This is a genomic window from Sporosarcina luteola (assembly GCF_023715585.1).
Lineage (GTDB): Bacteria > Bacillota > Bacilli > Bacillales_A > Planococcaceae > Sporosarcina > Sporosarcina luteola_D.
Window position 1 is genome coordinate 139482 of sequence record NZ_JAMBOK010000001.1, and the last position, 22240, is coordinate 161721.

The 22240-nt window shown below is 45.3% G+C and carries 19 protein-coding genes; 13 read left to right on the plus strand and 6 right to left on the minus strand.

The window, feature by feature from the left end:
• The first annotated feature begins 78 nt into the window (after nucleotides 1-78).
• The 13 genes from fadH (at nucleotide 79) to M3193_RS00880 (ending at nucleotide 16174) form a co-directional block, all read left to right on the plus strand.
• Nucleotides 79-837 carry a 2,4-dienoyl-CoA reductase gene (gene fadH / locus M3193_RS00820; RefSeq protein ID WP_251623755.1) on the plus strand — a complete coding sequence of 253 codons (759 nt, stop codon included), beginning with the start codon at nucleotides 79-81 and terminating at the stop codon, nucleotides 835-837.
• 90 nt (nucleotides 838-927) lie between these two features.
• On the plus strand, nucleotides 928-1164 hold the full coding sequence (locus tag M3193_RS00825; RefSeq protein ID WP_251623757.1) for a hypothetical protein: 237 nt from the start codon (nucleotides 928-930) through the stop codon (nucleotides 1162-1164).
• Between the two features lie 118 nt (nucleotides 1165-1282).
• Nucleotides 1283-1720: a cyclic-di-AMP-binding protein CbpB gene (gene cbpB / locus M3193_RS00830; RefSeq protein ID WP_251623759.1), complete on the plus strand. Its 438-nt coding sequence runs from the start codon at nucleotides 1283-1285 to the stop codon at nucleotides 1718-1720.
• An 88-nt stretch (nucleotides 1721-1808) separates the two neighbouring features.
• Nucleotides 1809-3296: an MDR family MFS transporter gene (locus tag M3193_RS00835; protein WP_251623761.1), complete on the plus strand. Its 1488-nt coding sequence runs from the start codon at nucleotides 1809-1811 to the stop codon at nucleotides 3294-3296.
• Entirely contained in the window at nucleotides 3283-4173 is an 891-nt protein-coding gene (locus tag M3193_RS00840; protein WP_251623763.1) for a LysR family transcriptional regulator, read from the plus strand. Before M3193_RS00835 ends, M3193_RS00840 begins: the two co-directional genes overlap by 14 nt.
• 80 nt (nucleotides 4174-4253) lie before the next feature.
• Nucleotides 4254-6671 carry a hypothetical protein gene (locus tag M3193_RS00845; RefSeq protein WP_251623765.1) on the plus strand — a complete coding sequence of 806 codons (2418 nt, stop codon included), beginning with the start codon at nucleotides 4254-4256 and terminating at the stop codon, nucleotides 6669-6671.
• Nucleotides 6668-7597 carry an ABC transporter ATP-binding protein gene (locus M3193_RS00850; protein WP_251623767.1) on the plus strand — a complete coding sequence of 310 codons (930 nt, stop codon included), beginning with the start codon at nucleotides 6668-6670 and terminating at the stop codon, nucleotides 7595-7597. The genes M3193_RS00845 and M3193_RS00850 overlap by 4 nt, the downstream gene beginning before the upstream one ends.
• Entirely contained in the window at nucleotides 7594-8445 is an 852-nt protein-coding gene (locus tag M3193_RS00855; RefSeq protein ID WP_251627114.1) for an ABC transporter permease, read from the plus strand. The genes M3193_RS00850 and M3193_RS00855 overlap by 4 nt, the downstream gene beginning before the upstream one ends.
• A 13-nt stretch (nucleotides 8446-8458) precedes the next feature.
• On the plus strand, nucleotides 8459-9925 hold the full coding sequence (locus M3193_RS00860) for a hypothetical protein (protein ID WP_251623770.1): 1467 nt from the start codon (nucleotides 8459-8461) through the stop codon (nucleotides 9923-9925).
• Nucleotides 9926-9947: 22 nt separating this feature from the next.
• The gene (locus M3193_RS00865; RefSeq protein ID WP_251623772.1) at nucleotides 9948-10940 is read left to right on the plus strand and encodes an AAA family ATPase; all 993 of its coding nucleotides are present in this window, start codon (nucleotides 9948-9950) and stop codon (nucleotides 10938-10940) included.
• Complete coding sequence (locus M3193_RS00870; protein WP_251623773.1) at nucleotides 10940-11812, plus strand: DUF58 domain-containing protein; 873 nt, start codon at nucleotides 10940-10942, stop codon at nucleotides 11810-11812. The genes M3193_RS00865 and M3193_RS00870 overlap by 1 nt, the downstream gene beginning before the upstream one ends.
• Before the next feature lie 14 nt (nucleotides 11813-11826).
• Nucleotides 11827-13593, plus strand: coding sequence for a vWA domain-containing protein (locus M3193_RS00875; RefSeq protein ID WP_251623774.1), 1767 nt, complete (start codon nucleotides 11827-11829; stop codon nucleotides 13591-13593).
• On the plus strand, nucleotides 13577-16174 hold the full coding sequence (locus M3193_RS00880; protein WP_251623775.1) for a VWA domain-containing protein: 2598 nt from the start codon (nucleotides 13577-13579) through the stop codon (nucleotides 16172-16174). Before M3193_RS00875 ends, M3193_RS00880 begins: the two co-directional genes overlap by 17 nt.
• Nucleotides 16175-16447: 273 nt before the next feature.
• On the opposite strand, the gene M3193_RS00885 is transcribed toward M3193_RS00880, so the two are convergent.
• The 6 genes from M3193_RS00885 to M3193_RS00910 all read right to left on the minus strand — a co-directional run bounded on the left by M3193_RS00885 (nucleotide 16448) and on the right by M3193_RS00910 (nucleotide 22116).
• Complete coding sequence (locus tag M3193_RS00885) at nucleotides 16448-17647, minus strand: MFS transporter (protein WP_285851779.1); 1200 nt, start codon at nucleotides 17645-17647, stop codon at nucleotides 16448-16450.
• A 137-nt stretch (nucleotides 17648-17784) separates the two neighbouring features.
• A complete protein-coding gene (locus M3193_RS00890) occupies nucleotides 17785-18855 on the minus strand; it encodes an ABC transporter substrate-binding protein (protein WP_251623776.1) in 1071 nt (356 codons plus the stop codon).
• Nucleotides 18852-19652 carry an ABC transporter permease gene (locus M3193_RS00895; protein WP_251623777.1) on the minus strand — a complete coding sequence of 267 codons (801 nt, stop codon included), beginning with the start codon at nucleotides 19650-19652 and terminating at the stop codon, nucleotides 18852-18854. The genes M3193_RS00890 and M3193_RS00895 overlap by 4 nt, the downstream gene beginning before the upstream one ends.
• On the minus strand, nucleotides 19636-20460 hold the full coding sequence (locus M3193_RS00900) for an ABC transporter permease (protein WP_251623778.1): 825 nt from the start codon (nucleotides 20458-20460) through the stop codon (nucleotides 19636-19638). The genes M3193_RS00895 and M3193_RS00900 overlap by 17 nt, the downstream gene beginning before the upstream one ends.
• On the minus strand, nucleotides 20453-21556 hold the full coding sequence (locus tag M3193_RS00905) for an ABC transporter ATP-binding protein (protein WP_251623780.1): 1104 nt from the start codon (nucleotides 21554-21556) through the stop codon (nucleotides 20453-20455). Before M3193_RS00905 ends, M3193_RS00900 begins: the two co-directional genes overlap by 8 nt.
• Before the next feature lie 17 nt (nucleotides 21557-21573).
• Entirely contained in the window at nucleotides 21574-22116 is a 543-nt protein-coding gene (locus M3193_RS00910) for a helix-turn-helix domain-containing protein (protein ID WP_251623782.1), read from the minus strand.
• Between the last annotated feature and the right edge of the window lie 124 nt (nucleotides 22117-22240).

A 22240-nucleotide genomic window follows, 5' to 3' on the forward strand; every position in this document is an offset into this window, starting at 1 on the left:
TTTATCTAGTAGTCGTCCGGTGGATAGCTATGTTACAATTATGAGTGAATATTCATTCATAAGAAATGGGGGATTTTCATGTTCACAGACAAAGTGATTATCGTGACAGGCGGATCAAGCGGCATGGGGAAATATATGGCGAAGAAATTTGCCGACGAAGGCGCAAATGTCATTATCACAGGACGGGACGAAGACAGATTGGAAGAGGCGCGGAAAGAAATCGGGGAACGTGCACATACTTTTCAGATGGACGTGCGTAACATTGAAAACGTGCAAGGAATGGTTGACTTTGCGGACGGAAAGTTTGGGAGAATCGATGGGCTCGTTAACAATGCCGCTGGAAACTTTCTCGTTCCTGCAGAAGAGCTTTCGCCGAATGGCTGGAAGGCTGTTATTGACATCGTGTTGAACGGAACCTTCTATTGTACGAGTGCAGTCGGCAATTACTGGATTAAAAAAGGTCAAAAAGGGGCTATTTTGAACATGCTCGCAACATATGCATGGGATGCGGGTCCGGGAGTTGTCCATTCGGCTGCTGCAAAGGCTGGCGTGATGTCGCTGACTCGCACGCTTGCTGTAGAATGGGGACGGAAATTCGGATTCAGGGTGAATGGAATTGCTCCAGGTCCGATTGAGCGCACAGGTGGAGCGGAACGATTATTCCAATCCGAGGATGCGGTGAAACGAACGATCAATTCAGTCCCATTAGGACGTGTAGGCAAACCGGAAGAAATTGCGGAACTAGCCGCTTTCATCATGTCAGACAAAGCCTCCTACATGAATGGCGAAATCGTCACACTAGACGGCGGACAGTGGTTGAATCAGTATCCTTTTTAAATTAGAAAGCTTCCATTGATATGGAACGTATTTTATTCCTTTACCCGCACATCCTAATCCCAATTCGTGCATAGGGAGGGTTTTGTCCATATGGGTATATGGATCATTCCGTTAGGGATTGTCTTTGTTATTATCGGCATCATCGGATGGAAAGCGGTTAGTAAATGGGATGCAATAGCTGCAACATCGTTCGATCCACAGGACCATAGAATAAAAGAAGCGGTGGAAGACCATCCATTCTCATTAAATCCGATCATCTGGGTCATCGGAGTGGCATCGCTTTTCATACTGTTTGTCATTTTCTTTTACTGGGCCTCTTCCATATAGGAAGAGGTTTTCTAATGGAACATTTTTCATAATTCGGTGGGATGTTCACTGACTCTTATGGTATGATAGGGTTGTAGAAGTGTTATGACAGCTTATGATCAGAAGGAGCGATTTTTTAATGATTTCTGTAAATAACAGGGATTTTCTACAGGTGCCGATTGCCGATTATTTGATTCCTGCCGAAAAAGTGGCATGTGTACAGGTCGGTAATAACGCGGAACACGCCCTTCTCGTCCTTACGAAAACCGGTTATTCTGCAATACCTGTCATTGATGTAAAGAACCATCTAAGGGGACTTCTAGGGATTGGAATGATCACAGACTCCATCTTGGGATTGGAACGGATCGAATATGAGAAGCTGGCAGATCTGAAAGTAGATCAAATCATGCAAACGGATATCCCAGCTATTAAAACAACTGATAAATTCCAAAAAGGATTGGATTTACTCATTAATCACACATTCCTATGTGTCACTGAAGAAGATGGCACATTTGCGGGTATACTAACGAGAAGAGTCATGTTGAAAGAATTTAAAAGATATCTGTACATGAAGTAATTTTGTCCAAGGATTATTCCTTGAATAGAAGGCTCCAATAGGGGCCTTTTCCTATTTCTCGGCTTTTTTGGTGGAAAGGAGAACAGTAATGAAATTACATAAAAAGACTAATCGTCCGCTCGTCCTCATATCTGTTATGTTGGCGATGTTTGTCGGTGCTGTTGAGGCGACGATCGTTTCAACGGCGATGCCTGCCATTGCGGGTGAGCTTGGAGGCTTTTCGAGGTATAGTTGGATTTTTTCCGCCTATTTGCTTATGAGTACCGTTACGGTCCTTATTTATGGAAAGTTAGCCGACTTATTCGGCCGAAAACCGATATTCTTCATAGGCTTATCAATCTTCCTATTCGGTTCCATTCTCTGCGGATTTGCCACATCGATGGAAATGCTCATTGTTTTCAGACTGATCCAAGGCTTAGGAGCAGGGGCTGTTATGCCGATAGCAACAACTATCGTCGGAGATATTTACTCCACTGAGGAACGCGCGAAAATCCAAGGGTATTTATCGAGCGTTTGGGGAATATCGGCAGTTTCTGGCCCGGTCATAGGAGGTTTGATCGTCCAATATTGGGATTGGAAATACGTTTTTTGGGTCAATGTACCATTGGGTTTGTTGGCGATGGTAGGTATTTACTTTTTCCTTCAAGAACCGGCGACCGAAAGAAAAGTGGCAATCGATATAAAGGGAGCCGCGCTATTGACGACATCGTTATCAATTATCCTATTCTGGCTTGTGGAAGGCGGACAAGCCTTTGGCAGATTTTCAACGACAAGCCTTCTCCTCATCATTCTAGGCTCCGGGCTCTTTACATTGTTCATTTGGATTGAAAGGAAAGCGGTAGATCCTATGATGCCGTTCGCCATCTGGAAGAACCCGGTTATTTTGTATGCCAATCTTGTTTCATTGACTACGGGTGTAATTCTGATTGGTGTATCCTCGTACCTGCCCACTTACGTAACTGGCGTTATGGAACAGTCTGCTATGGTAGCTGGGTTCACATTGACCGCCATGTCGATCGGGTGGCCGATTGCATCTTCCATTGCTGGCCATTTGCTGATCAGGTTCGGAACGTTCAAAGTTTCCTTTGCAGGTGGCATCTCGCTTGTAATAGGTTCAATGATGTTTGTTTGGATGACGGGCGAATCAGGTCCTTTATGGGCCGCATTTTCAAGCTTTTTCGTAGGTATCGGAATGGGCTTGACAAGCACATCCTTCATCGTAACAATTCAAGGGGCTGTAAGCCGTGAACAAAGGGGATCGGCAACTGCCGCGAATATGTTCATGCGTAATTTCGGAAATACGGTTGGCGCAGCTATTTTTGGCGCAGTTTTGAATGGGTCATTGATGTCGACGTTCCGAGCGAAAAATCTCGATTATGAGGTGAATGATATAAATTTATTATTGACAGAAGAATCAAGGTCGACAGTACCCCATACAAAATTGACTATATTACAGCAAGCGCTGGATGGATCTTTGCAATGGGTGTATGTGGCTGTTCTCGTTTTTGCAGTGATCAGCCTGCTGCTCATATTGCGGATCCCGAGGGGAAAGGTGGTTCTTCATGACGACAACTGAGCTGGAAATCATAAAAGCTTTGGCGGAAGAAGGAAATATGCGCAAGGCGGCTGAACGTCTTTTTCTATCTCAGCCAGCTTTGTCCCAACGCCTGCAGACGATAGAGAAAGATTGGGGAACGATGTTATTTATCCGTTCACAAAAAGGGCTGGAGCCGACTCCGGCGGGTGAGCTTGTGATTGCTTTCGCAAAGGAGACGATCCAGAAAAAAGAGGAAACCGCGGAGATGATCGCCTCTTTGGCGGATAAAGTACACGGTACCCTTAAAATCGCCTGCGCTTCCATTGTAGGGCAAACATGGCTGCCACAAGTGTTGAAAGAATTTGTCAGCATGTATCCGGATGCGAAAATTTCCTTAATGACGGGCTGGAGCTCGGAAATTGTGAAAGCACTCTATGAAGGGGAAGCGCATGTAGGGATCGTGCGAGGACAGGTGGACTGGAAGAGCAGGAAATCCTATTTATTCAGGGATCGTCTCTATCTGGTCGATCAAGAAATTACATCGATTAATGAACTGGTGGAAACAAAGCGGCCGTTCATTCAGTTTAAAAGCGACTCCAATTATTATATGGAAATCCAACGGTGGTGGCAGCGTCATTTTTCACAATATCCGAGAAGGCAAATTACCGTCGATCAAATTGAAACATGCAAGCAGCTGGCATTGAACGGAATCGGCTATGCGATTTTGCCTTCCATCACACTGGCGGGAGATGAAAAAGTGAATAAAATTCCTTTGCTGAATAGCGAAGAGGAATTCGAACTGACGAGGGATACTTGGTTGATCGGTTATGATTCCACCTTTGAACTGAAGCAAGTGAGCGCCTTTACGGAAGTCCTTGATGCACATGCCGAAAAGTTAAGAAAAGAATTGAAGTAAAAGGAACTTTCCTAATTTTGCTACGTACTAATTAGAGAAGGTATACAGAATATTGGCGGTGTCCAATTGGGGGTTGCAATATGTGGAAGAAACAGTGGGGAATCATACTTGCCATACTAGTTTTTTGCTTGTTTTTGCCGGGAATCCAGGCATCCGCTGCACCTGAATTGAAAGTCAAGGTGACTGCGGGATTTGATGGAAAAGCGAAATACGGCAAAGGAGCGCCAATTACGGTCGAAATCGAAAATAACGGAACTACCGCATTCATCGGTGATATGGTCATTGATACACAGCAGTCATATGAATCCGGCGTCGGTGAAGTATTTCCAGTGGATATCCAGGCGGGAGATACGAAAACCATAACATTCATCAATCAGAAAATGTTCGATTTCAATATGTATGGAATGAATGCTAAGTCCATCTTCTTTTACGAAGGAGGGTGGAAAAAAGGCAAAGAGATCGACCATAAAGGAAGCCAGCAGATTACAGTTGCAATGTATCACGACGATACAAAAATACTAACTGCTTTCACAGACAACATCGACCGTTTATCCGCTTTGAAGGGGATGCGATTAACGAACTTTCCGGGCACTCAAATGATTGATGCTGCTAAAATTGCAGCGTTGAAGCTGCCGGAAGAAGCTGCCGGTTGGGGACCTACGGATATGATCATCGTGGACGAATATCCGATTGCAGACATGTCGGCAGTTGAGCAGGAAGCGTTACTGAACTGGGTCCGCTCGGGCGGTATTATCATTTTTGGAGGCTCTGATCATTTAGCGGCGGAGTCTGGTATATTTGCAGAGCATTTGCCATTGACGCTGAATGGAAAGAAGACAATCGGCCCGGAAGCTTTCAATGAGTGGGCGTCTAGAGAAGATTTTGATAAGGAAATCGCGATAGCTTCAGCTGTTTTAAATCCCGATTCGAAAGTCGTATATTCCAAGGGATCGGATATTCTATCCGCTTCCAAACCGCTCGGCAAAGGGATTGTAATGCAAACGACGTTTTCTATAGGAGATGAGCCCTTTTCAAAAATGCATGGAGCTGCGGCAGTATGGAAAACTTTGCTCGATACGGCAAGTCAAGCAGCGACTGCAAGTGGCATGATGCCATATTATAACGATCCGATGGAATCATTGCGGTGGACTTTAGGAAATTCGAATGAACTATTTCCTTCCTTTAAAGTTTCTGCACCATTTCTTTTCGGCGTGATCCTCTTCTATATTATTATCATCATTCCGGTCTTATATATCGTATTAAAAAGGAAAGACAAGCGAGAACATGCCTGGTGGATTATTCCTGCGATATCCGTTGGAGTCTCCGTTTTCATCTTCGCATATGGGGCGCGTGATCGGATCGGGCAGGCTCAACTCCAGCAAACTTCGATCTTCGACGTGGAACAGGATGGCAGACTGACCGGCTATTTCGTTGAATCGATTTTGACAAACAAAGCGGACGATTTTATTTTCTCCGCACCGAAAGAAACGACAATGTCGACCTACACTCCTTACTCGATGGGACTGTTCGGACGTTCTTCAATGGGGGTGAATTCTCATAAGCGGGCAATTCTTGAGAGAAGTGCTGCCGGTTCTACTTTGCATCTTCGCGATATCGGCTATTGGGATGTCTCGACAATTTACGGGCAAACGACGTTAGAGGAAGTCGGAAATTTCAATATTGATTTGACAGTGAAAGACAAACAGTTAACAGGTGAAATTACAAATAATTTTCCGTTTCCAGTGAACGACCTAGCTATCTGGTCCGGAACAAGCAGAATAAAAGTCGGTGATCTGGGTCCTGGCGAAACACTGAAGGTGAATGAAACATTGAAGTCCTCGACATTGGTTAGAAAACGGTCTTCCAACTCAATGCATATGGGGCCAATGCCTGCAAATACCGATGACTTGACGAAAATAAGAAAAGACAGTCTTATCACATTCTCAGGTGAGTTCATGAGCAACGATCCGAAGCCGGCGCTTATCGGCTATACAGATACAAAACTCGTACCGATTGAACTCGCAAAAACAAAGGCTGCGACAGATTCTTTGGCATTGCTTTCGCAGACGTTCACACCGAAAGTCGAGTTTAGCGGAAGCTTTACAGTAGACCCTGAAATGATGACGATGAACCTTCTTTCCGAGGCGAACAACATACAGGCTCATCCTGTTGGGTATGCGGCGAATACGTATTATTTTGACGAAGATACGTATATCCAAACGTGGCAAGTGCCCGAGGATTTAGTGAAAAAAGTATCCGTTTGGAAATCAATGGACATTTCGAAAATACAAAAACAGTTATACACACTTCAAATTTGGAATGTAAAAACGCAAACGTATGAAACGCTTGAATCCGAAAGGAAACTGACGTTGGATTCAATTGATGACTATATTACGGCTGGTGGAAAAGTCACATTCAAGATGGAGTTCATTAATAAACAACACGGCAATGAAGGGCAAACGCCTTCTATCCATTTGCATGGCGAGGTGAAGAGATGATTGAGATTAAAGGTTTGACGAAGAAATATGGTCAATTCACCGCCCTTGATAATTTGAATTTAACATTGGATGAAGGAACTGTCTTTGGATTTGTCGGTGCAAATGGTGCCGGTAAATCCACGACATTCCTAATCCTTTCCACATTGTTGCAGCCTACTTCTGGCGATGTGATTATCAACGGGGTAAGCGTGCGGGAAAAACCTGCAGACATTCGTAAGCTGATTGGCTATATGCCGGACTTTTTTGGCGTGTATGATCAGTTGAAGGCTGAAGAATACCTCGATTTTTATGGCGCAAGCTACGGAATTCCTGAAGAGGAAAGGAAGAAACTCATCCCGCAGCTGTTGGAACTGGTGAATCTTTCGCACAAAAGCGATTCCTATGTCGACCTGCTGTCACGGGGGATGAAGCAGAGATTATGTTTGGCCAGATGCCTTATCCACGATCCAAAAGTGCTCATTTTGGATGAACCGGCATCCGGGTTAGATCCGAGAGCGCGAATAGAAATGCGCGATATTTTAAAAACGCTGAAAGGTATGGGGAAGACGATTTTAATATCTTCGCATATTTTGCCTGAATTAGCTGAGATGTGTGATGAAATCGGAGTCATTGACAATGGCAAACTGATAGCGCATGGTTCAGTTGCGGAAATACAGAAAAAGCTGCAAGGCGAAAAAACGATTACAGTCCGTTTAGCGGAGCAATCCGCCGAAGCCATCTCATTTTTTGAAGAACAGCCTTTTGTCACTTCCATTGAAAAGCTTGCAGGAGATGAAGGGATCTCTTTCATTTATAGAGGTGAGGAAGCGGAGCAGATCGATATGCTGAAACGTGCAATCCTCAACGATTTGCCGATTCTTTCCTTCATGGAGCATGTCACGAACTTGGAAGATGTCTTTATGGAAATAACGAAAGGGGCCGACTGAAGATGAATTTTACTAATCCAGTTCTTTTTAAAGAGTTGAAACTCAGATTTCGGTCATTCAAAGGTTTCAATGGCATCCTATTCTTTCTGTTGGCGATGTGCATTTTTGTCTTCGGTTATATTTTTCTGACGCTCAATCTGACAGGAACATCCTATTTTAGGCCGAGTCAAAGCTTTGTCCTGTTTGCCTTCCTCTCCTATATTCAGCTAGGACTCGTATTGTTTACAGCTCCAGGCTTGACGGCAGGTTCAATCAGTTCGGAAAGGGAGAAACAAACATTGCCGATTTTATTGACGACATCGCAAAGCTCTTTTCAGATCATTTCCGGTAAGATGCTATCCTCGGTCGCTTTTTTACTGTTGCTAATCGTCGCAGGGCTTCCGGTTTACAGCTTGGTCTTCTTATTCGGTGGAATCTCACCAGGGGATTTCGTGAAGATCTTCCTGTTCCTATTTGTGACATTACTTGCTATCGGCAGCATCGGCGTCCTGTTCTCAACGTTAATCCGAAGAACGGTTGTCTCGATGATTGCAACATACGGTACAATGCTATTCCTGTCGGTAGTGACCGGGTTTCTGTTCATTATCGTCATACAAATGAAAGCATTTAATCAGATGGGGACTCCGGTGACATCGCCTTCTTATTTAGGACAGTTTTTAGCTTCCATTAATCCGGCAGTGTTATTCGCGACATTCCTATCGCCTGAAATAAATCGGTCGATCACCGAAATGACGAAGATCGATTTTCCAATATGGGCAGGCTATTTGATTTTTTACGGAATCGTTACTGCATTGGCTCTTTTCATAGCTGTAAAGAAATTACGTGTAAATATGAAACGATTAAAATGATGGGGTGAGGCAGATGGAAGGGAAATCAGCATTACATCGATATGTCGGAAAAGCGCTCGCCTCATTGCGACTCGAGCGATCTGTCCATATGCTGCAAACAGGGCTTTTCATGACTGCTTTGTTGTCTACATTGTTCCTTGCTGCTTCCAGATTGTTCATATTGCCTCATTATGAATGGATTGCCTTTTGGATCGCTGTAGCTTCTCTGGTTGCATCGCTCGTCGTACTTTTCCTAAAGAACGTCCGCCAAGAAGAGGCTGTTTGGAAGCTTGACCAATATGTACCGGACAATTTGCTCGTCACCGCTTTAGACGATCGCATCCAACAGTCGGACTTTGCGCATGCGATAATGCAGCGGGCGGAAAGTGCGATGGGGATTGCTTATCCGCAATTCAAGAAACGGGATAAAAAATATGTAAATGGGAAAATGCTGGCAGGTTTTCTAATTCTGCTCACAAGTTCCGTCTTCTTACTCGTTTTTCCTTCCATAGCTCAACAAGAAGCGAAAGCCGTTGCTAAGGAAAAGGAAATCATAGAAGAATTGAAGAAGGAAGTCGCGAATCTCATGAAGAAGGAAAAAGATCCTGAGAAGAAAAAGGATTTGGCAGAACTTGCGGAGAAACTGAAAGAGGCAACTACGACCGAAGAAACATTAAGGGAATTAGTTAAAAAACAAAAGGAATTTAAGTTGAAGGAACAACGATTGGCCGAAAAGAAGAATGCTTCTGAAGACGGTTTGAGTGATTCCGAGGAAAAGGAACTCGAAGAACTTAAATCGATTGTTGACCAACTCGCACAGCAAGCAGGGAAAGCGCAGAGCGCATTGAATAAAATCGGAAAAGCCCCTTCATTGCCGGCTTTGGCGAGTGCCGGGACTCCCCCTTCAATAAGCAATGGTCCAGTTGGATCTAACGCCAAGCCCGGTACTGGACAGTCCCAAGGTGGTGGGGGAGGAGAAAGCCAAGGTCAGGGCCAAGGTCAAGGTCAAGGCGAAGGTCAAGGTCAAGGCGAAGGTCAAGGCCAAGGAGAAGGTCAAGGCCATGGCGAAGGTCAAGGCCAAGGCGAAGGTCAAGGCCAAGGCGAAGGTCAAGGCCAAGGCCAAGGCCAAGGCGGAGGACAAGGCGGAGGCCAAGGTCAAGGCGAAGGTCAAGGTCAGGGTCAGGGTCAAGGCCAGGGTCAAGGTCAGGGCCAAGGTTCAGGGTCAGGAGCAGGAACTGGCAAAGGTGGACGCGATCTACTATCAATTCCGTCCGATCGAATGGGCAGGTCCAACGATCCTTCTGTAGTAGGCGGTAAGCTCGGCGAAGGAGAATTCATCGAAGAAAATGAACGCGAAGGCCTTGTTGAAAGAGGGGCAGTACGGCCATATCAAGAAGTGGTTGGCAGCTATAAAGACGCCTATTTAAGAGGATCGGATAAAATGAATCTCCCTGCAGATTTACAGCGGGTCCTTTCCGATTACTTTTCATCAATCGAATGACAAATGGATAGGAGTTGTAAGAATGTCATTTACACCAGAGCAATTCGAAGAAATGAGCACACGGCTTGCAGAAGTACGGGAAGAAATCGGGAAATTCATTGTAGGACAACACGAAGCAGTCGAATTCTCGATCTATTCCATTTTAGCGGATGGGCATGCCTTGTTGGAGGGGCTACCAGGCTTAGGAAAGACGATGCTGATCCGGACGATATCCGAGGTTTTGGACCTGTCTTTTTCCCGTATTCAGTTTACACCGGATCTTATGCCAGCCGATATAACAGGAACGAGCATTTTAGAACGGAGTCCGGAAGGGGTTCAACGTTTTGTTTTCAAAGAAGGGCCGATATTCAGCCAGATGGTATTGGCGGATGAAATTAACCGTGCCACGCCGAAGACGCAAAGTGCTTTGCTTGAAGCGATGGGAGAAAAAACAGTTACTGTACTAGGCGAAACCCGGAAGATGTCAAGGCCATTCTTCGTCCTTGCCACGCAGAATCCGATTGAGATGGAAGGAACATATCCACTGCCTGAAGCGCAGATGGACCGATTTTTATGCAAGATTCATCTTCCTTATCCCGCAAAGGAAGAATTGAAGGAAATTATGCTGAGGACAACCGGAGCGAAAAGGGTTGCCATCAAAAAAGTGATGGATACGGAGACAATTATTTTGGCACAAGAAATGGCGAAATCGGTTATCATTGCGGATGAAATGCTGGATTACGCGGTCGATCTAGTTTCAGCGACACATCATCGAACGGATGCAGAAGATGATTGGAATCAATTTGTCCAATATGGAAGCGGTCCTCGTGGGCTGCAATCCATTATCCGTTTGGCAAAAGCAAGGGCATTGATGGCGGGTCGTTTCCATGTATCGATTGCGGATATAAAAACAGTTGCCAAACCGGCGTTGAGACACCGGATCCTCATCAATTACGAGGGGGAAGCGGAAGGAATCGATGTTGATAAGCTTATCGATCGTTTACTAGAGGATATACGCCAAGGAGCGCAAGTCTGATGAAAGAGGACCTCTTCCCTGACCGGTTATCCAAACGATTAGGTGCGTTAGTCATACTTTCCAGATCAAGACGGCTGGGACATCATAAAGGGACACATCGTTCCAGTAAGACGGGAACATCATTGGATTTTTCAGATTTCAGGGAATATCATCCGGGAGATGATTTGCGTCATATTGACTGGAATGTGTTCGCTCGTACGGATAAACCGTTCATCAAGCAATTTTTGGATGAACAAGAAATGCGGGTACATATACTCCTCGATTCCACCAAATCGATGGGTTCGGATGGAAAGTGGGATTTTGCACGTCAATTGGCAATTGGATTAGCTCATATCGCATTAAAGAGCGGAGACACCGTTTCATTTTCCACATGGTCTGCCAGCCAGAATTATCTCTTCCGGAAAAAAGGTTCAATGCATCGTTCTTCATTCTCAAAATACGTATCGCAATTGCAAGAACCTGCTGTCGAAGGTGAATTTGCGGATCAAGCGTTGAAGCACATCCCGAAAGCGATGACTGTCCTCTTCCTAATTACTGATGGATTAGAGCAGTTGGATAAATGGGAGCGGCTGTTCAGACGATTGCCAGGTCTTTGCAAAGACATCAGGATCTTAACAGTCCACTCGCCGGCAGAAGAGCACCCTGCTTACGAAGGGGATGTACGCTTCGTTGATGTGGAAAATGAATCTGTCGTTGAAGTGTCGATGAATCAAAGGATTGTCAAAGAGTATAAAGAAAAGAAGTTGAAACATGAAGCAGAGCTCACGGCATTGGCGAGAAAATATGGTATCCAGATTTTACGCACGGAAGTTTCGGAAGGCGTGATGGATAGTTTTACAAAAAAGATGAGACATGCCGGTTGGTTGCGATGAAAGGGGACGGCTAAGTGGGGTTCGATCAAGTTAGTAATCTATGGACGGCAATTTTCCCATTGGCCGTCCTGCTTTATTATTTTTTTCGTAAAAAGTACGTAACAACGACGATTTCGTCGACATTGTTTTGGGAAAGATCGATGCGGGAGACAAAGGTTTCTCCATACTTGAAAAATCTACAACGGAATGCCTTGTTTTATTTGCAGATGGCGGCATTATTGCTGTTGCTGTTCATCTTGCTACGTCCCTTTTTGCCGAAGGACACTGTGGCAGATGGTCATACGGTGTTTGTCGTTGACACTTCCGCGAGCACGGCTGCCGTTGACGGTGACCGTTCTCTATTGGAAAAGAGTAAAGCGAAGATGCGGGCTATCGTCGAAAAGCGAAAGGGTGAATCATTCTCCATTGTTACAACGGGGAAGGAACCTTACTTATTGCTGCGGGAAGAGACTGATGAACGCAATGTCTTGGAGGCGATTAACGGGATCGGTTTGACTTACGCACATGAGCATCTTGGACGATCCCTTGATTTTGTAAGATCAATCGCTTCACAGTCAGGGGCGGATGTCCATATTTTCACCGATTTTCTTGATCGTTCACTCTTCATGGAGAGTGAAAGCAGCATTACATGGACAATTCATAATAGGGAAAACCCGATAGACAATATTGCAATTGCAAAATTCGGTGCCATACATACTCCAGATGGGACAGAGGCCATTGTCAAGCTGTCAAATCAAAGAGGCTTTAAACAGACGGGCAAGGTAATTGTCAATGATGGGTTGACGGGCGCTAGATTGGCTGAACAGGATTTTTCTATTGAAGAAGAGGCGGATACCCTCCTTTCATTCAAGGAATTGCCAATGTTGCCGGCGTTCCATGTTCATATGGAAGTGGAAGATGACTATGCTGTAGACAATGATGCATTTATCGTCATCGGCGGAGAATCCTCGGAAGTGATTGTTGACAATCAATTGCATGAATTGGTCAAGAAAGCGTTTGAAGCGATTGGGCTGACCGTCAGTTCAGGATCTATCAATGAAATGACATCGGCAAAAGACCATTCAATGATTGTTACGAATGAGACTTCTTTTTTGGAGGAAGGGTCAGAGCCGATTTTGTTGATTGGCAGAAATGATTCAACGACAGAACCGGTTTCAGGTGTGGTGGAGTCGTCCAATGATGCATTGCTCTCAATTGCTCCGATTGATGATGTGTATGTAAGCGCGCTTTACCCTCCATTCGAAGGGTTTTCGACGTTAGCTGCCATCGATGGTAAACCGTTCATCCAGCGCTCTCCTAGAGGCGATATAATTATCTTGACGGATATCGGTTTGACCGATTGGCCGCTGCACCCATCATTCCCTCTTTTCTTTTGGAGTTCGATGGAAATGCTTCGATCTGGAAGTGATAGTGCCGGAACATTCACCCCGAATGAAAGAAGAGCTTTATTGACCGGAGGTGGGTCGGAAGGGATAGAGATTTTTACAATGGATGATAAGTATGTTGCATCATATCCGGCAGGTGGAAACTTTGTCGCCCCTGCAAAACCGGGAATTTATAAACTGATGGACAGTGGGACTGAGCGGTACTTATCCGTACAGTTGGAGGAAGGTGAGAAACTGGTTGCCTTTGGACCCAGCTATAAACTTGGTACCGGTCCTGCAGGTGATGCAGAAATAGAAGAAGGTAAACAAATGATCGGGTGGCTATTCCTTCTACCAGTCCTCCTTCTTTTAGTAATTGAGTGGGAGGTGCAGCGACGTCGTGGATATCCGAATTGAAGAGCCATTATGGCTTTTGCTGCTTGTACCGTTAACTATTTATATGGCGTATGCTTGGAAGTCCTCGAATATGCGTTTCGCGCGGAAAGGGACGATTCTATATGCTTTAAGATGCCTTGTAATCCTTTGTATAGTATTCGCCCTCACTGTTCCTTATGTTCTCTTGCCGGATGACGAGGAGCAGATCATATTCGTCGTTGATCGATCCGTTTCGGTGGAAGAGGCAGGTCAAGCTGCCGAACAATGGATTTCGGAAAGTTTGAAGGAGAGAAAAGCGAACCAATCCGTCGGTATTTATTCATTTGCGGGAGCGTTCCGTACAGACAGCCGGTTAACAGCTGCCAAATTAGAAATGCCGAAGTTGGACCCGATTGAATCGAATGGTGCAACGAATATTGCAAATGCGGTTGACTTATCCGCTGCAGTGGCTAAAGCAGGATTAGCGACGAGAATCGTTCTATTGTCCGATGGGCTGGAAACGGAAGGGTCCATCGAGGAACTGTTGCCGAAATATGAGAATAGCCATGTTCAAATCGACACGGTCGTATTAAGGCGATCAAATGACGCGGATGCCTCCATCTCATTATTCGAGACGCCCCGAACTGCCTTTGAAGGCGAACGGCAATTGTTGCGCGTGGAAGTCGAGTCATCCACTAAGACGGCAGGTCAGTTGTTGGTGTACTTGAATGACGAAGAAATCATAAGTGAAACGGTTGCCCTTGATGAAGGTGCGAACCAGTTTGCATTTCATCATGAAGCGAGGGGGACGGGGCTGCTTAAGTATGAGGCAAAGCTGATTGTTCCGGATGATGGTCTTCTGGAAAATAACCGGATGCTTTCGGTCACGATGCTTGAGCAATCTCCGAGAGTGCTTGTCGTGGATACCGAGAGGAGCCCTTCCGTCATACCGTCGCTTCTTGACCGAAACGCGATGAACGTTGATGTAATGGATGCTGAAAAATTACCGGAATCATTATCCGGTTATTTAGGATACAGTGCAATCATTTTTGACAATGTACCTGGACATCTTGTCGGAGAACATAAAATGACTGTCATTGAGCAGGCCGTTAAAAACTTCGGGACAGGATTCATGATGGTCGGTGGCGATGAAAGCTATGGGTTGGGCGGCTATTTCAAGTCGCCGATCGAGCGTTTATTGCCTGTGGAAATGGAGGTAAAAGGGAAGGAGCAGCTTCCGTCACTAGGACTTGTCATTGCGATGGACCGTTCCGGCAGTATGTCAGGATCGAAAATCGTCATCGCGAGGGAGGCGGCTGCGAGGGCGGTGGAATTGCTTCGGAATGATGACACGTTCGGCTTCACGGCGTTTGACCATGAGCTCTGGGAAGTCATTCCGGTAGGGCCTTTACGGGATAAGCAAGAAGCGATGGACCAGATCTTGTCCATTCCTGCGGCCGGTGGCACAGATATTTTCCCTTCAGTCGCAAAAGCCTATGAAGATTTGTCCGATCTGAAGCTTCAACGGAAGCATATCATCCTGTTGACGGATGGCCAATCATCCATGCCGCCTGACTATGAGGAAATTATTGCGGAAGGCAAAAAAACGAATGTAACATTATCGACTGTGGCGATCGGAACTGACGCTGACAGTGTGCTGCTCGAGGAGTTGGCTGAACTCGGCGGAGGTCGATTTTACAACGCAGTGGATGAGTCGACGGTTCCAGCAATATTGACACGGGAAACATCTATGCTGACGAGGACGTATATCGAGGATGATCCATTCTATGTTTCGCTGAGCAATGTTCCGGAATGGACATCCATCTTCGCGGAAGGCGTCCCACAGATGAACGCATATATCGCGACGACTCCGAAGGGAACTGCGACAATTGTTGCGGAAAGCCCGAAGGAAGATCCAGTCATTGCGGAATGGATGTACGGGTTGGGTCGCACGGTTGCGTTTACATCCGATTCCACAGGGAAGTGGTCAGGTGACCTGGCAAGATGGGAAGGCTATTCGGGCTTTTGGAACACCGCTGTCGCTCGATTGCTGCCTTCCTATGAAGAAGTTCCATATCTGATCACCCATGACCGAGGCGGCACGTATACGATCACCGACAGTTCACGGAAGTCGGCGTTTTTGGACGTCGTGATTGTGGATGAGCAGGGGAGAGAAGTGCCTTTCCAGTCGGAACCTCTGGCACCTGGGAAATTGAGGGTTACACTGGATGCTGAACCAGGCCTTGTCTTCTTCGGAATTTCTGATGATAAGGGTGGCTTATTCGAAGCGGGAGTTTCAGTCCCGTACAGTGCGGAATACAAACCATCGGAACCGAATTACGCATTGCTTGAGAAAATTGCCGAGCGGACAGGCGGGGAGCATCTCGAAGATCCAGCGCAAGTTTTCCGCCCCCATCCGTTTAAGAGCGGAGATCGGAAACCGATTGCAGATTGGCTCATTCTGTCGGCAATGATTTTGTTTTTCGTCGACATTACACTGCGCCGCTTCGGAATGTTTTCAAGTTTGCTTGACCGGAAAGGGAAGAATGAAGTAAATGAGGCTCCACCGGTCAAACAAGAAGATTATGTCGCCGAGTTATTGAAAGCGAAAAGGAAGCGGTAAAAAACCCTTGTCTCCCATTTGGGGGATAATGGTTTAGACTGTAGACAAAAGGGATGGTAATCGAATTGATTCCCATCCCTTTTGTCTTTTTAGAAGCATTGACACAACAACGGTAGACTGACGCGACGTTGATTTCCGTTCCGCTCGCAGCGCAAATCAACATTGTAGCTTTATCTCGATTAAAAAGAAAAGAGACTGTAGGCAAACACCCAAATTCATGGTGTTTGTCTACAGTCTGTAACCCTTGTCTCCCATTGGAGGCAAGGGTTTCCTTTATGTCCTCGTCGAAGCGAGGAGAAGTTTGTTCTTCTTGGACCAGACAGTCGCAATTCCGAAACAGACGAGGAGAATGGCGGTGCCGAGGAAATAAGGGAATGTAATATTGATATCGAAAATAGATCCAGCGAGAGCCGGACCGACCATATTCCCTAAACTCATATAAGCATTCATCATCCCCGCCGCATACCCTTGCTCCTCACCGGCAAGCTTCGAAACAAGCGTATTGACCGCTGGCCGGAGCAGGGAAGTTGCCGTCGAGAAGATCGTTGAGACGAAAAGGATTGTCCAAAATAAATCGACAAATAGAATGGCCATCATTGAAATAGCTGCTACGACCAAATTGAAAAGAATGACACGCATTTCCCCGAATCTTTTAAACAGCGGATTGATGACAAATGTCTGCACAATAACACCGACAAACCCTCCGACTGTAATCAATACCGCAATTTGTGAAGGGGTATAACCATACTTGTGGTCCACATACAAGGAAATCGTCGATTGGAAATTCGCGAGTCCGAAGGAAAAGACGAACATGACGATCAACATGACGAAATATGGGGTTGTCGTTGACTTTTTCAATTGCTTGAACAGATTTTCCTGCTTTACGACTGCCTTTTCGGCTGAAACGACAGGCGCGGGATTAGGTAAAATGAAAATTGAAAGAATGGCTGCAAATATAGCAGCCCCCGCTGCGAAATAAAACGGGAAAAACAGACTGATCTTCGATAGGAATCCACCGATTCCCGGACCAATCATGAAGCCGAGTGACATGGATGCTCCAAGCAATCCCATGCCTCTGCCTCGTCCTTCCAACGTAGTGATATCTGCAACAAACGCCATCATCGGTGGGATGATGAACGCCGCCCCCATGCCGGAAAAGAAGCGGGCTGCAAATAACATCCATAGTTCGGTCGATAAGCTGAACGCAAATTGGGCAGAACCGTAAATTAACAATCCGAAAATGATGATTTTCTTTCTTCCGTGCCGGTCTGATAAATCCCCGGATATCGGTGAAAAGATGAACTGCGCGAACGAAAAGATTGCGATCAGGAATCCGAGCACTTTTCCCGCAACTCCGAATGTGCCTAGAAACTCAGGCATGATTGGGATAATGAGACCGATGCCTGCCATAGCTATGAACATATTGAACATCAAAATGTATAACGCCAAGTTATTTGTTTGCTTCTCAACCAAAGGCAATCAGCCCCTCTATCTATTTCCTGTTATTGAAACATCTTACCATATAAACACAATAACACTTAACGGAAACGCCTCCTCAAGCACACAGAAAACGCCCTTAAACAATATTGCTGTTTAAGGGCGAAAACGATTCACTTCATGTCCATCTTAAATTCCAGGAAAAGCTCATTATAAATACCTAATAATTCTAGTCCTAAATTTTTATACACTTCCAAGTGGGCTCTCGTCTCGATGTCAGGATAAAAACGTTCATCCTCGACAACTTCCGGATCCATCAAGTCAAGCGCAGATAAATTGGGCGTAGAGTAGCCGACATAATCGGCATTTTGTGCTGCGATTTCAGGGTCTAACATGAAGTTGATAAAAGCGTGCGCACCGTCAATGTTTTTTGCGGTTTTCGGAATGACGATATTATCGAACCATAAATTCGAGCCTTCCTCTGGAACAACATAATCGATATCTTCGTTTTCATACATCATATCAGCTGCCTGTCCCGACCATGTCAAAGCCACAGCAGCCTCATTATTGATCATTAGCTGAGTGACTTCATCGCCGATGACCGCTTTTACATTCGTACTTAATGTCTTCAATTTATCCGTGGCTTCGCGAAGCTCTCCAAGATTTGTCGAGTTTAGAGAGTAGCCCAATGAGTTCAGTCCCATGCCGATCGTTTCCCTGGCACTATCGACAAGGATGACGCGCTGTTTAAGGGAAGGGTCCCAAAGGTCATCCCAACTTTTAAATGATTGTCCTTCGAGCAGCGTTGGATTATAAGCAATGCCTACCGTCCCCCAGAAGTAGGGGACGGAGAACTGATTGTCCGGATCGAAGGGCAGATTCAGGAAATATGGATCGATATGTTTAATATTCGGGATTTTACTGTAGTCAATTGGCAGCAGTAGATTTTTTTCCTTCATCATCTCAATCATATATTCAGATGGAACGGAAATGTCGTATGCCGTGCCGCCTTGTTCGATCTTACTCATCATCCCTTCATTCGAATCGAATGTTTCATAAATGACTTTTATGCCGGTCTCCTCTTCGAATTGCTTGATAAGATCCGGATCGATATATTCTCCCCAATTATAAACAGTTATCGTGCCAGTGCCCGATTTACTCCCTTCGTTCAACTCGGCATTGATGAATAGCAATATGCCGGATACGATGAGAATGAGGATTGCTGATTGGATAATAGACTTCATTTTTTCACCCCCGCGAGAGGCATTTTCGTTTTGCGGTTAATTGCATAGTAACCGATCACTAATGCGACTGTGACGATAAAGATGAGTCCTGATAGGGCATTGATCGTCAAACTGATGCCTGTTCTCGCCATTGAGTAAATTTCAACCGACAATGTAGAGAATCCATTTCCAGTTACGAAGAACGTTACAGCAAAGTCGTCAAGCGAATACGTCAAAGCGAGGAAGAATCCGGCAAAAATTCCCGGTTTTATGAATGGAAGGATGACCCTTGTCATAACATCTTTCCTAGACGCACCAAGATCGAGTGCTGCGTCTATCAATGAAGTGTTCATCTCAGATAGCTTTGGCAATACCATAATGACAACAATCGGAATGCTGAAGGCAATATGGGAAATCAATACTGAAGCAAATCCGAGCTTCACACCGATCATCGTAAATAGAATCAGGAATGATGCGCCGATGATGACGTCAGGGCTTACCATCAAAATATTATTCAGGGAAAGCACTGCATTTCTCATTTTTTTATTGCGCATGAAATAAATTGCCAATGCACCAATCACGCCTATGGTTGTCGATAATAATGCGGACAGCAATGCGATGATGATTGTATTGAGGACGATGATAATCAACCGTTTATCCTCAAATACTGCCGCATAATGCTCCCATGTGAATTCTTCGAAATTGGACATGCCGCCGCCCGAGTTGAAGGAGTAGAAAATCAGATAGAAGATTGGGGCATACAGGATAATGAAGACAATCGTCAAATACAGTTTTGGAAGTTTACCTAGCCTTTCCATTGTCCGACGCCCCCTTTTCTTTACCTTTTGTTACAAGCATAATGATGAACATGAATACGATGAGGAATACGGCGATCGTCGAGCCCATTCCCCAGTTTTGCGTCACTAGGAATTGCTGTTCAATGGCTGTTCCTAATGTGATGATTTTATTTCCAGCGATTAGCCTTGTAATCATGAACAATGACAAGGCAGGGATGAAAACGACTTGAATGCCTGACTTCACTCCATTTGTCGTCAATGGCCATATGACTCTCCTGAAGGTTGTCCAAGAGTCAGCACCGAGATCGCGTGACGCATCGATCAATGCAGGATTCAATTTGTCCAGTGCATTGAATATCGGCAAAATCATGAACGGAATGAAAATGTAGACCGATACGAATACGAAGCTGAAGTCGGTGAACAGGATTTGCTGCTTGCCAATGCCGACAGCTTCCAAAAATGCATTCAACGGTCCATATAGACCCATCAACCCGATGAAGGCATAAGTCTTCAGTAAAAGGTTGATCCACGAAGGGATGATGATGAGCAGAAGCCATAGATGCTTATGCTTCGTCTTCGTGAGCAAGTACGCCGTCGGATAGGCGATTAGCAACGAAAAGAAAGTAATAAGGAATGCATACCAAAACGAGCTGATCGTCAATTTTAGATAAACGGACGTAAAAAAGTTACGGTAATTTGCCAGCGTGAAGTTGCCCGCCAAGTCGAAAAACGAGTAATAGACGATCAATGCGATCGGCGCCAGGACGAATAATAGGATCCACGCTGTATAAGGAATTGAGTAGATCGAGCGCAGGCGGGACTTATTCATCAGCGTTCACTCCGTAGGATTCAAGCCTTGCATCGTAATCTTCCTCAGATTCGTTCAACCGCATGACGTGAATATCTTCAGGATCAAAATCAAGACCGATTTTCTCGCCGACTTCCGCTTTCTTCGTGGAATGGACAAGCCATTCATTGCCGTCCTGATCGTATGTCGATAGTTCATAATGAACTCCTCGGAACAACTGTGTATCGACTGTTACATTCAATTTCCCTTTATCGACAGTCGTGATTTCCAGATCTTCGGGGCGAAGGACGATGTCGACTTTCTCATTGGGCTGAAGCCCCGCATCCGCACAGTTGAATCGTTTTCCTGTAAACTCGACGAGGTAATCCTCAATCATCATCCCAGGAACAATATTCGATTCACCAATGAAGTCTGCGACAAAGCGGTTGATCGGTTCATCATAGATGTCGAGAGGGGTGCCGGATTGTTGGATTGCACCCATATTCATGACGAAGATTTCATCGGACATGGCGAGCGCTTCCTCCTGATCGTGTGTAACGAAGACAAACGTCTTGCCAAGACGCTGCTGCAACTCCCTTAGTTCGTACTGCATTTCAGATCTCAGCTTCAAATCGAGAGCGGACAATGGCTCATCGAGCAGTATCACTTCAGGGTCATTGATGATGGCGCGTGCTATCGCAACCCTTTGCCGTTGACCACCGGACATTTCCGTAATTTCCCGGTTTTCGTAGCCCGCCAAGTTGACGAATTTCAGGGCTTCTTTCACCCTTGTATCGATTTCGTCCTTTTTCACTTTTTTGATGCGTAACCCGAATGCGATATTTTCATAGACATTCAAATGGGGGAATAGGGCATAATCCTGAAATACTGTATTTACTTGACGTTCATTTGCGGGGACGTTGTTGATCTTTTTTCCATTAAAATGAATGGAGCCTGCGGTCGGCTCGATAAACCCCGCTATCAAACGAAGAATTGTTGTCTTCCCACAACCGGAAGGACCTAATAATGTATAAAATTTCCCGCGTTCTAATTCAAATGAGACATTATCCAATACGGTAGTCCCGTCGCCGTATTTTTTCACGACATTTTCAAAACGGATAATCGGCTGATTTGTCATTTGTGGTATTTCCCCCTTCATAAATAAGATTCTGTCGCTACGAGGAGTAATTCACTCGGACCTTTGTTGGCATTCGATAGTCGATGATGATCGGACGCTTCATAATAGACCGAATCTCCCTTTACAGCTGTGAAAGTCCTGCTTCCGAGCTCGATTTCCACTTTGCCGGAAATGACATAGATGAATGTTTCGGCAAGTGAAGGTTCAAATCGTTTGAATTCTCCATTCCTCGAGAATGTGATAAAGATTGGTTCCATTTCGTTTTCATTTGAACGTGGAACGAGCCAGCGGATGCTATACTTTAATTCATCATTGACATAAGTGGTTTGATCGGCTGGCGAGAAGACGACTTTCATGTTTTTCTTCGGTTCATCAAAAAATTCCTTCGGTGTTGTGCCTAGCACTTCCAAGAGGGAAAATAGCGTTTCGATGGAAGGAGAGGTTAGTTCCCGCTCCAATTGAGAGATGTACCCTTTCGTCAGGTCGGTTCTCTCTCCCAATTCCTCCTGGGTCAGCCCTTTTTTTAAGCGCAGGCTTTTGATTTTACTCCCGATATGCATGGCCGTCAATTCCTTCCTTGGATCATGGAGTTTAGTATTACTGTACTTTCTGTTTACTAGAAACCTACTTCATTATACAAAATACTAGTTGGAAATCAAGATGTTTAGTAAAAATGCCGGAATC